This window comes from Methylibium sp. (genome assembly GCF_035762065.1).
Classification (GTDB): Bacteria; Pseudomonadota; Gammaproteobacteria; order Burkholderiales; family Burkholderiaceae_C; genus Methylibium.
On sequence record NZ_DASTPW010000021.1, the window covers coordinates 72,032 to 81,180 of the forward strand.

General features: G+C 69.1%; 13 protein-coding genes. 3 read left to right on the plus strand and 10 right to left on the minus strand.

Features of this window, described 5'->3' with window-relative positions; genetic code table 11:
* Positions 1 to 9: 9 nt before the first annotated feature.
* From VFR90_RS06835 to VFR90_RS06865, 7 genes are all read right to left on the minus strand, one after another.
* Positions 10 to 222 (minus strand): hypothetical protein, encoded by a 213-nt coding sequence (locus VFR90_RS06835; protein WP_326405352.1) that lies wholly within the window; start codon positions 220 to 222, stop codon positions 10 to 12.
* Positions 223 to 245: 23 nt separating this feature from the next.
* Complete coding sequence (gene virB5 / locus VFR90_RS06840; RefSeq protein ID WP_326405353.1) at positions 246 to 959, minus strand: P-type DNA transfer protein VirB5; 714 nt, start codon at positions 957 to 959, stop codon at positions 246 to 248.
* The gene (locus tag VFR90_RS06845) at positions 952 to 1,257 is read right to left on the minus strand and encodes a hypothetical protein (RefSeq protein WP_326405354.1); all 306 of its coding nucleotides are present in this window, start codon (positions 1,255 to 1,257) and stop codon (positions 952 to 954) included. Before VFR90_RS06845 ends, virB5 begins: the two co-directional genes overlap by 8 nt.
* Complete coding sequence (locus VFR90_RS06850; protein WP_326405355.1) at positions 1,254 to 2,264, minus strand: relaxase/mobilization nuclease domain-containing protein; 1,011 nt, start codon at positions 2,262 to 2,264, stop codon at positions 1,254 to 1,256. Before VFR90_RS06850 ends, VFR90_RS06845 begins: the two co-directional genes overlap by 4 nt.
* Positions 2,265 to 2,280: 16 nt before the next feature.
* Positions 2,281 to 2,877 (minus strand): molybdopterin-binding domain-containing protein, encoded by a 597-nt coding sequence (locus tag VFR90_RS06855; protein WP_326405356.1) that lies wholly within the window; start codon positions 2,875 to 2,877, stop codon positions 2,281 to 2,283.
* 91 nt (positions 2,878 to 2,968) lie between these two features.
* Positions 2,969 to 3,880, minus strand: coding sequence for a hypothetical protein (locus VFR90_RS06860; protein WP_326405357.1), 912 nt, complete (start codon positions 3,878 to 3,880; stop codon positions 2,969 to 2,971).
* Complete coding sequence (locus VFR90_RS06865) at positions 3,877 to 4,164, minus strand: helix-turn-helix transcriptional regulator (RefSeq protein ID WP_326405358.1); 288 nt, start codon at positions 4,162 to 4,164, stop codon at positions 3,877 to 3,879. The genes VFR90_RS06860 and VFR90_RS06865 overlap by 4 nt, the downstream gene beginning before the upstream one ends.
* A gap of 22 nt (positions 4,165 to 4,186) precedes the next feature.
* On the opposite strand from VFR90_RS06865, the gene VFR90_RS06870 reads away from it, so the two are divergent.
* A complete protein-coding gene (locus VFR90_RS06870; protein ID WP_326405359.1) occupies positions 4,187 to 5,296 on the plus strand; it encodes a hypothetical protein in 1,110 nt (369 codons plus the stop codon).
* 233 nt (positions 5,297 to 5,529) lie between these two features.
* Here the strand turns inward: VFR90_RS06870 and VFR90_RS06875 are convergent, their stop codons facing one another.
* The 3 genes from VFR90_RS06875 to VFR90_RS06885 are packed head-to-tail and all read right to left on the minus strand — an operon-like array spanning position 5,530 to position 7,698.
* The gene (locus tag VFR90_RS06875; RefSeq protein WP_326405360.1) at positions 5,530 to 6,513 is read right to left on the minus strand and encodes an alpha/beta fold hydrolase; all 984 of its coding nucleotides are present in this window, start codon (positions 6,511 to 6,513) and stop codon (positions 5,530 to 5,532) included.
* Positions 6,510 to 7,430, minus strand: a complete 921-nt coding sequence (locus VFR90_RS06880) for an NAD(P)/FAD-dependent oxidoreductase (protein WP_326405361.1) — start codon at positions 7,428 to 7,430, stop codon at positions 6,510 to 6,512. Before VFR90_RS06880 ends, VFR90_RS06875 begins: the two co-directional genes overlap by 4 nt.
* Positions 7,431 to 7,470: 40 nt before the next feature.
* Complete coding sequence (locus VFR90_RS06885) at positions 7,471 to 7,698, minus strand: hypothetical protein (RefSeq protein ID WP_326405362.1); 228 nt, start codon at positions 7,696 to 7,698, stop codon at positions 7,471 to 7,473.
* A 170-nt stretch (positions 7,699 to 7,868) separates the two neighbouring features.
* On the opposite strand from VFR90_RS06885, the gene VFR90_RS06890 reads away from it, so the two are divergent.
* Positions 7,869 to 8,216 carry a hypothetical protein gene (locus VFR90_RS06890; protein ID WP_326405363.1) on the plus strand — a complete coding sequence of 116 codons (348 nt, stop codon included), beginning with the start codon at positions 7,869 to 7,871 and terminating at the stop codon, positions 8,214 to 8,216.
* Between the two features lie 120 nt (positions 8,217 to 8,336).
* Positions 8,337 to 9,140, plus strand: coding sequence for an alpha/beta hydrolase-fold protein (locus VFR90_RS06895; protein WP_326405364.1), 804 nt, complete (start codon positions 8,337 to 8,339; stop codon positions 9,138 to 9,140).
* The last annotated feature ends 9 nt before the right edge of the window (positions 9,141 to 9,149 follow it).

Here is a 9,149-nt window from a genome sequence, read left to right on the forward strand (position 1 = left end):
GCTCGCCTTTCAGCGCTTGGGATCGGCGGCCTTCTGCGCCGGCGTGCGGTTGTCCGGATAGACCACCGGAGGCAGCGAGTCGACGTCGCCGATGTTGCGGCGCTTCGGCTCGGGGCTCGAGGCCGGCACCGGCGGCGCCTGAACCTGTACCTCGATGCGCTGGCTCTGGTACAGCATCAGTCCGCCGGCGCCGAGCACCACGACGGTAGCGATGGCGATCACTAGCCTGAGAGTCGTTCCCATCATTAGTACCTGACGGGGCGCAGCGCATCGATATCGCCGATGCCTTGGATGGCCAACTCGCGCCGACGCTGCGCCTGTGCGAGCTGATCGGCTTGCATGACCTGAGCAAGCTGCGCGAGCTTGTTCTGCTCGTTCGACAGCATGGCTTGCTCGGCGCCGATGCGGCCTTGCAGATCGGCGATCGCTTTGGCGTCGCCGGCGCTGCCAATCGCGGTCACGAGCTGCTGCAAGACTGCGAAGCGCTGGCTCGTGTTCTGGTATGCCGACCTCGACATGGTCTGCGCCAAGGCGGCCGAGCGGCGTCCGTCCTCAAGGATGCGCCGTTGCTCAGGAGAAAGGCTGGCCAACGAGGCGTTCGACAACACGGCGTTCGCGTTCAGCGCGGACTGGATCTGTCCCGACAACCCCGCATAGGCGCTCGAGGTGCCGTTGAGCACGTCCATGAGCTGCTGGTAATCGGGAGGCAGGTAGTTGCGCGCCGCGTTGGTCATCGGCACGAGAGCTTCCATCCCGCGCCCACCGGTGATCGCCGCGTACTGCGACCGCAGCTGGTTGAGCTGGTTGGTCATGCCCTGGATCTGCTGCTGCCAGTACGCGATCTGCTGGATCAGGTTGGCGACCGCGGTCACGTCGATCACCGGGATGCCCGCGCGGGCGTGCATCGGGGCGAGGCCGACCAGGACGGCGAAGACGAACGAGAAGAGCGACTTATGCATGGCGGAACTCCGAGAGTTGGGGTGGCGAGAGCGAAGCGACGGGCGCCGAAAGATGGGCATCGAGATAGGCTTGGACCTGGTCGAGCGTTGCAAGGCCGTCAACGAACAAGTCGAAGGCGCACCGCAGGCCGGCAGGCAGCGTCAGGCCGGCGAAGCGCATCTCCTCGGTGATGCACTGAACGTCAGTCGCCCTCAGCACTGCGGACACGATCTCCGCATCAGTGATCACCGGTTGAGAACCGCCGCGGGGGTCGCCGCACAGACGCGCCCTCGCCAATTGCTCCGCCATCTTCATCATCGGCTCCTTTCGTCGTTGCGCTTCGCGCGTCGGGATGGTGCTTCCTGCGACAACGACTGCTCGAGCAGCTGGGCGCGCTCGTCCATCAGTTCGCGCGTTGCGCGCACGATCGGAAACTGATCGACCCAATGGCGAGCTGCGCGAGCGAACTGGAGGTCGGCTTCGCGGTTCGAGCGGCTCAACTGGTCGACGACCAGCCGGTAGTCGTCCTTGGCCATACGCAGCGCTTCATTCATCGAAGTGCCCGGCGGGAGCGACAGGTCTGGAAGGCGGCGCGCGCGCCAAAGCTTCGCCGCTGTCTTGTCGCGCTTAATGACCTCCTGCAGCGCACGTGATCGCGACCGCTTCGTCTCGCCGCGCTCAATGCGCCGCGACGCATTCGCCTGCACGCCGAGCAAGCGCATCTGCTCGGCGAAGGCCGAGCGGAAGTACAGCAGGTCTTCCTTGTCGACACTGATGCGGTACCCGTCCTCGCTCAAGGCGCGCAGCGCCAGGTGCACGTGTGGATGCGCGGGCGCACCGGGCTTCGGATCGGACTGCGGCTCATGCAGAACCATGACGTACTGATGCCCCGCGAACTCGCGCTGCGCGAACCGTCTGGCGCCTTCGAGCACTTTCGACGGGTCAGTGCCGGCGGGCATGCCCAACGTGAAGTGCAAGGTCTGCCTGAGCCTGCGTGTGCCATCGAGGAAGATCGTGTCGCGCGTGAGGCGCCAGCCATCGAGCTTCTCGCGCACTGCGGCGGCGTCGCCGAGCACGAAGCCCAGCTCGTCTTCCGCGGTGAGCTTGCCGTGGCGCGTGATGTAGCTCGCGTGCGCTCCCGCCTGGCCGTGGTTGTAGCCCTTGCTGGTGATCTTCACCATCACCTGCGCATGACCGCCGACGTTGCGGGCGATGCGCTCGTAGACGGCGCGTTGGGTCTCGAAGCGCGCACGCTTGGCGACCGGCCCAGCCCGGCCGGACGAGCCCGGAATCGACAGGCCGACGAGAGGCTCGAAGTCGAGCACCTTGAAGGGACCGGACTTAGGCACGTCGCGCCTCCTGGTTCAGATCCGTGCCGGCGACCACAGCGCGGCGATACGCCTGCCGGTTCGAATCCATGAGCGCATGCGCCGCCGCGGAAGTGGAGCGGATCTCGGCACTGCAGCGCTCGAGAAGTTCGGCCGGAACCGTGCTCCCATCGACCCGCCCGGATGTCTTTGCCTGCGTGTTGCAGGCCCGAGCAATCTGGTTGAGCAACGTGCCGGCTGCCCAGAGCTGACGGGTCGCTTCGCGTAGCGCGAGCAACTCGTCACGGCGCTGAAGGGGTTGCTCGAGCAGGATGTGCGCGAGCAGCGCTGCCGTCCAGCCGGCCGCGGTCTGCCCGTGGTCGTCGGCGACGGCCTGCAGACGCGCCAGAACGGCGTCAGAGACACGAACGTGGAGGCGGCGGGCTCTCGGAGCCCGCTCGTCGTTTCGTGGCTCCTGCGGCCGTTCCGGCCCGGTCGTATCGTTCGACGCGAGCCAAGCGATCACGGCCTTCCTTGCCGCCGAGCTGACCGTGATGCGGCGCACGCGAGCACCGGCACGTAGACGGTCGGCCATGTCGGATGCGAGGTAGAGCTGCACGCGCTCCTTCATGCCGCCTCCGAAGTGTTCGGGATGCCGAACAAATCGACTCGAATGGCGCTCACACACGTTTCCTGCCATCTCTCCAACACCAGCGACCAGTTCATTGGTCACCTCCGGCGCACGCAGATCGGACTGCTACGGAAGAAGAGCACGACGAAGCCGAGCGTGTTCGAAGCCCCGCCAAACGTTGAAGTGCGGCATCCGCAGCAGCCTTCGACGCCGCCCGTGCCTCCGGGGTGTTGCGGCGCCGACGCTCTTCTGCTTCGGCAGCCCGTTGTTCTCGCTCGAGATCGCATCGCTCTCGCTCGGCCGCGACAGAGATGCCGGCCGCCGGCTCAAAAGTGCCAGCAGTCGCGGTGTCGACCAGCTTGCGCACGAGTGCGCCCACGTTGGCCCGGACTCGACCGGCTCGCGCGATGCCAATTGCTTCGTCGACCACGGCCTGTCTCAGCGCCAAGGGGCAGACCGAAAGCGAGCGAAGAATCGAGCTTCTGTGGGAAAGCAGCGATGGCTCGTCCAACCCTACGACAACGACCTGCTCGTCTGTCGTCGTTGTTGTCTGAAGTTGTTCAACTCTTCGTTCAACTCGAGTCTTCTGTAGATCGCCGGCCATGCCGCCGACGGCGCAACGGTCGACGGCAACGCCATGCCCGGCAAACGCGGGCATGGCTTCACCATCTACGGCAACGACGGGCATGGTGCTGCTCGGCACGGGCGTGAACACCGACTCCCACTTCCATCGTCCAGCGTCGTCTCTCGTCCGCCGCCGGTGCAGGTAACCGGCATCCTCCAACTCACGGATCAGAGCACGGGCCAGGTCGCGCCCGATCGTCTCGTGCCTCGAACTCAAAAATCGCGGTACCGCCGCGGCAACGACCTCCCAGCCGTCCGACATCATCGCGAGCCGGAACGCGAACGCCTTGGCCCGAAGCGTGAGTTCCTCGTTGCGCGCGAGCGCCATCGGGATGGCCTTCCAGCCTCCTGCACCGAGGTCGACACGGATGACGGTCATGCCCGAACCCGAGCACTGCGCAGCGCATCGCTGACGCTGTTGAGCTCGCGCCGCGGCCTGCCACGACGTGGTTGCGCCGGCCTTTCTTCCGTAGGAGCCGGCTCTCGGGCAGTGGCCATGGATCGCGCCAAGAACCACTGATCGACCGCCGTCTGGCTGTAGCGCTTACCGCCTTTGAGACGGACGACCGGAGGCCCTTCGCCAGCTGCTTCGAGCCTGTAGAGCGTGGCGGCGGAGATGCGCAGGTAGTCGCACAGCTCCGAAAAAACGAGAATGCGATCCATGGCAAGACGTGGAGTCAACGTGATGGCTTTTGATGTCGAAAGGCTAGGTCCGTCGGGCGCGCCCGAACATGCACGACTCGATCGAAAGAGAGGCGCGTTCGTGCATGTCGTGCCTCGATCGCGTCCCGCAGAGTCGCCGGCGGCTTGGGTCGGACAACGAGTCGCGTACTGCTTCCTCAAGCGGTCTCTTGTGAGTTCGCCACGACACGAGCATCACGAAGCAGCAGCACTTGCTGCAGCATTAGCCGACGCGCAGAAACACTGCTCGAATGCGTCGAACGACGGCGTGCCCGACACGCGGACGCTGATGGCATGGGCGAACCTCAAGAAGCGGGTGCAGCACTCGATCGCAAGGTCGGTCGAACCGGCCTTCGCTGCTTCGTCGGGCCGTGACCTTGGACTACCCTCGTGCGGCAGCCGCTTTCTGGACGCCCTCATGAGTTCGCCGCTTGACTACTCGCATCTGCCGACGATCGCCGGCTCGTGGTCACGTCACGTCGCTGCCCTCGACATTGCGGCAAGGCTTAGCGAGCGGGAGGGCTCGCGCTTACCTACTGCGCAGCGCCTACTGACGCTCACCGCGCATGTCTGGTCACCGTCGAGTTCGCGTCCAACAGCAACCTCGCAGTTCGGGGCCAAGGTCGGTCGCGACGTCTCCATGCAGTTCGTACCCGAAGCGCCTTGGACCGTGCTTCAGTACCTTCTAGCGGTCGCGGCACGTTCCGAACAGCTCGACACGCCGCTGTTGCACGCGTTCGCGCTTGATCTTGCCGCCGCAAGATGGGCGACTTCCGTCCTTTTGGATGAAGGCATTAGGTCGTGGCCTGGCCGCTGGCACGTCAACGAGGCGTCCGACACGGCCCGCAATCTGCTTCTCGTTGGGAGCGGGGGCGGCCTGCGTCAAGCCGTGACGTTGGCTCAGCGCGGCTATCCCTGGCCGACTTTCAAAGCGCCCGAGAACCTGAAGTCGAACTTCGCAAAGGTCAGACGGGCTTATCGCCGAACGCTTACCCAGTTCGGCGTCCGAACGATCTCGCTGGAAGAAGCGGTTCTACCCGCGGATCTGGTCCGCATGAGAGTACAGATGTCGAACTGGGCCGCGACCGTCGGCACCAGCGCGCGGTCGCACTAGGGCGACCGCGCGCCGGGACATTTTTGGGACAGCCACGGCGCTGATCCTTGATAGGAATCGACGCCTCTTGGTAGATTCCGAGAGAGATTTTCATAGACGAGCGCTGAAAGGTGTGGATCGTCCCAGCATGTCGCCTCGCATTCGTAATGCGAAGGTCGGGAGTTCGACTCTCTTCACCGGCACCAACCGCTTCGACGACGCCCGGCCCGCGCCGGGCGTCTTCTTTTGGGCGCTCACCCGCCCGACGAGCCTCGCCGCCGCGCGCCGGGCGAGCCGGTAGCGCGCGCCGCTTCCACCGCTGCCACCCGGCCCGCTTTCGCGAGGAAGCGGTCGTACGACGCCGTGAAGCCGGGCAGCACCTCGAAATGCGGCAAGGCGCCGGTCGGGAAGACCTGGATCTGCCAGTTGTCGCGCCCCTCGACGATCCGCGCGCCGCGGTAATCGGTGAAGTCGCCACGGATGCCGTGGCTCATCCATACCGGCTGCACGAGCGACTCGTAGACGGCCTGGATGTCGGCGCTGAACAGACAACCCGCGAGGAAGTGCAGCGGCGCGAAATGCGCGCCGGGCTGGCGGGCGCTGATCACGTCGTAGCGCCACAGCGCTTCGTCGATCTCGCGCGCGCCCCAGGTGCGGCGCAGGAAATAGCGGATCACCTTCGGCCGCGTCAGGCCGCGAAACAGCGCCTCGCCCCACAGGTCGCGCGGGCCGCGCAGCGCGCGCAGCAGCGCGGGCTTGCCGAGCGTGCTGCCGGGCGCGCCGCGGCGTGGGTGCAGGCCGCTGAAGCCGGTGGGGCTGACGAGCGCGAGGCTGCGGAAGTCGGCCGGCGACTCGGCCGCGGCGCGCGCGAGGAATTCGCAGGACAAGGACAGCGCGAGCGCATCGATCGCGCCGCTGAAGCGGCTGCGCCGGCGGATGCATTCCACGGCCGCGTGCAGCGCCTCGGTCATCAGGCGCGGCGTGTAGGCGCGGTCGCTGCGTTCGGCGCTGCCGAAGCCCGGCAGGTCGAGCGAGTAGACGCAGCGCCGTGCGAGCGGCGCGTGCGCGTAGTGCTCGTGCAGCGGCCGCAGCTCGGCGGCCGACGCGGCGGCGTTGACGCTGTGCACCAGCAGCAGCGGCTCGCCTTCGCCGGCGATGTAGAGGCCGAGCCGGCCGGCCGGGCCGTCGAACTGGACGTGCTCGCCCGAGACGGCCGCCGGCAAGGCCCCCGACTTCATCGCCGCCCCGCCAGGCGCAGGTGCATCGCCGAAGCCGCGAGGGCCGCGGCGCCGATGCCGACGCTGATCTGGTTCAGCCCCTTGGCCACGTCGCCCGCGCAGAAGAGTCCATCGACGCGAGTGTGCTGGTGGCGGTCGGTCGTGACGTAGCCGTCCGCATCGAGCTCGGCACCGAGCGTCGCGGCCAGCTGCGAGTGCACCTCGATGCCGAGCGCCGAGTAGACCGAGTCGCAGGTCGTCCGCCGGCCGCCGTGGGTGAGCTGCACCTTGCCGTCGGCCAGGCGCAGCCGCTGCACCGGCTCGGCGTTCAGGCGGATGCCGGCGGCCGCGAGCTGCGCCAGCTGCTCGGGCGCGAAGTCGATCCCGGCCGAGGTGACGAACACCTGCAGGTGCGGCGTGAAGTGCCGCAAGTACAGCGCCTCGGTCGCGCCGGCCGCCGAGTTGCACAGCACGCCGACCTGCTGGCCTGCGGCTTCGTAGCCATCGCACACCGGGCAGTAGCGCAGCGCGCCGCGGTCGAGCGCCTGGTCGAGGTCGGGCATCGAAGGTTCGACGTCGAGCGCGCCGGTCGCGAGCAGCACGGTGCGCGCATGGATGCGGTCGTGCAGATCGTGCAGCGCGCTGGTGGCGTCGACCTGCGCGACGAAGCCGCCCTCCTCCGCCTGCAGCGTCTCGACGCGCGCCTTGACGATGCGCCCGCCGACGTCAAGGACCTGCTGGCGCATCACCTCCAGCAGCCGGTCGCCGGCGATGCCGCCCGCGAAGCCGGCGATGTTGTGCGAGCGCGGGATCCACGAGGCGCGGCTGTTGCCGGCATCGACGACCAGCACGCTGCGCCGGAAGCGCGCGAGGTAGAGCGCGCCGGCCAGCCCGGCCGGGCCGCCGCCGACAACCAGCGCGTCGAAGCGCTGCGTCACGCGCAATCGCGGCGACCCGCGGCCGCCGCAGCCGACGCGATCAACGTTTGCCCCAGCGCGCGAGCGGGCCGTCGCGCCCGCTGGCGGCGCGCGCGACGAGCAGGCCGGCGCCGACCCAGCCGGCCGCGCGCAACAGCGGCGATCGGCTGCGCCGCGCCGCGCGCAGCAGTCCCAGGCCGAGGCCGAAAGTCGCCCAGTGCTCGCCGGGCAGGCTGCCGCGGCGCTGGTCGGCGAGTTGCAGGCGGCGCATCAGGTTCATGGCGTTCATCGCGTGTCCTTCGGTCGTCGCGGGCTCGAAGGGCGCCGTATGCGCCCCGGCTCGCGGGCTGCAAGCGGCAACCGGCATACCGGCACCCTGTTCCGCGAGGCACAGTCCTTGCCGCGCACCATGATCAAGGCCACGGCGGCGGACGTCGCAGGCCGCATCAGGAGACCCTCATGGCTGGCATGGACCCGACCCGCGACCCCACCCGCCCCGCGACCAGGCCGCAGCGGGGCGACGAGAGCCTGCTCGAATCGCTCGGCCGCGCGATGAGCGACGCGGTGCGCGACACCGCGGCCACCTCGTCGCGCGAGGAACAGATCGACGCGGTCTACCGCGACCTGCATCGCGGCCTGGGCCGCGACCGCGTCACCGACGACAACGTCGAGGCGCTGATCGCCCGGGCCCGGGAACACGGCGATGCGCAGCTCGAACTGCTGCTGCGGGAATGGCGCTCGCCCTGCGGCGACGACCCCGACGCGCCCGACCCGCGGAGCTTGCGCAAGCTGCCGCCGGCGCGTTGAAGCGGCCGGCCATGTGCACCGCGCCGGACCGTGTGCACCCATGACGGAAGCGGATGCCTGCACGGCGCCGCCTGCGGCGCGACACGCCAGGCCTGCGGCGCCCGCGGCGCGATGTGCCATGTGGGAGCGCATCTGAGCGCCGGGCCGAGCCGGCGCGCGCTGCTCGCGGCCGCCGGCCTTGCGCTGCCGCTGGCGCTCGGCGGCTGCCTGCCGCGGCGTTCGACGGCCGGGCCGATGGCGCGCATCGTCGATCGCGCCGCTTGCGCCATGCGCGCGGACACGCTGCTGGTGCTGCTGCCCGGCGCCTACGACGACCCGGCCGACCTGGTCGGACAGGGCTTCGTGCAGGCGGTGCGCCAGCGCCGGCTCGTGCTCGACGTGTGGCTCGTCGATGCCCACCTCGGCCACTACCGCGAACGCAGCATCCTCGACCGGCTCGATGCCGATGTCCTCGCGCCGGCGCGTGCCGAGGGCTACCGCACGATCGTGCTGGCGGGCATTTCGATCGGCGGCTTCGGCGCGCTGCTGTGCGCGAGCACGCGGCCCGATCGGGTGAGCACGGTGGTCGCGCTCGCGCCTTGGCTGGGGCCGAGCGAACTCGTCGGCGAGATCGCGGGAGCCGGTGGCGTCGCGCCCTGGCTCGCGGCCGGCGGCGACCGGCGCGAGCGCGACGGCGACGCAGCCGCCCGCGCGCTGTGGCGCTGGCTCGGCCAGGCCGGCGAGCGCCGCGCGCCGGAGCTGTGGCTCGGCTACGGCCGCAGCGATCGGCTGGCCGAAGGTCACCGGCTGCTCGCCGCGGCGCTGCCCGCGCCGCAGGTGCTCGCGGTGCCCGGCGGCCACGACTGGGCACCGTGGCGCGCGCTGTGGTCGGCGACGCTCGACGGCCCGGCGTTCGCGGCGGTGCCGCGCTGCCCGGCTGCGTGAGCCGCCGCG

Coding starts and splice junctions, on each gene's coding strand:
- virB5 (WP_326405353.1), bottom strand. CDS start 959: ATGCATAAGTCGCTCTTCTCGTTCGTCTTCGCCGTCCTGGTCGGCCTC.
- VFR90_RS06845 (WP_326405354.1), bottom strand. CDS start 1,257: ATGATGAAGATGGCGGAGCAATTGGCGAGGGCGCGTCTGTGCGGCGAC.
- VFR90_RS06855 (WP_326405356.1), bottom strand. CDS start 2,877: ATGAAGGAGCGCGTGCAGCTCTACCTCGCATCCGACATGGCCGACCGT.
- VFR90_RS06860 (WP_326405357.1), bottom strand. CDS start 3,880: ATGACCGTCATCCGTGTCGACCTCGGTGCAGGAGGCTGGAAGGCCATC.
- VFR90_RS06865 (WP_326405358.1), bottom strand. CDS start 4,164: ATGGATCGCATTCTCGTTTTTTCGGAGCTGTGCGACTACCTGCGCATC.
- VFR90_RS06870 (WP_326405359.1), top strand. CDS start 4,187: ATGGCTTTTGATGTCGAAAGGCTAGGTCCGTCGGGCGCGCCCGAACAT.
- VFR90_RS06875 (WP_326405360.1), bottom strand. CDS start 6,513: ATGAAGTCGGGGGCCTTGCCGGCGGCCGTCTCGGGCGAGCACGTCCAG.
- VFR90_RS06885 (WP_326405362.1), bottom strand. CDS start 7,698: ATGAACGCCATGAACCTGATGCGCCGCCTGCAACTCGCCGACCAGCGC.
- VFR90_RS06890 (WP_326405363.1), top strand. CDS start 7,869: ATGGCTGGCATGGACCCGACCCGCGACCCCACCCGCCCCGCGACCAGG.